1 protein-coding gene is annotated in these 442 nt (G+C 63.8%); it reads left to right on the top strand.

Annotated features, from left to right (window positions below):
- Positions 1-338: hypothetical protein (locus tag VE26_RS18920; RefSeq protein WP_046103237.1), on the top strand; the 338-nt coding region annotated here is incomplete at its 5' end.
- Positions 339-442 lie beyond the last annotated feature (104 nt).

Below are 442 nucleotides of genomic sequence, written 5' to 3'. Positions count from 1 at the left end.
TGAGGATATCGTACGATGCATCCCCCGACGACAACGACAGCGCTACCACGAACGGTGCCAGACCAGTCGTCAGCGCCGTCGCCGCGCCGGCCTGCCTCGTTGCCTCAGGCGTCGTCGCGGTCCTGCAAGCCGTCCTGGCATCCAAGCTGGTCTCGCTCGCCGATCTTGGACTGGGCCTGCCGTCCAATATCAAGCTCGACAAGCTCCTCTCGTTTGGCATCGATGCCAAACGAGAGGAGCTTGTCGAGCTTGATATTGGACGGCAGGCCCAGTCCAAGATCGGCGAGCGAGACCAGCTTGGATGCCAGGACGGCTTGCAGGACCGCGACGACGCCTGAGGCAACGAGGCAGGCCGGCGCGGCGACGGCGCTGACGACTGGTCTGGCACCGTTCGTGGTAGCGCTGTCGTTGTCGTCGGGGGATGCATCGTACGATATCCTCA

Origin of the sequence: Devosia chinhatensis, assembly GCF_000969445.1 — a bacterium.
Taxonomy (GTDB): domain Bacteria; phylum Pseudomonadota; class Alphaproteobacteria; order Rhizobiales; family Devosiaceae; genus Devosia; species Devosia chinhatensis.
The sequence above is the reverse complement of the archived record's forward strand: the minus strand, read 5'-3'. Positions and strand labels throughout refer to the sequence as shown.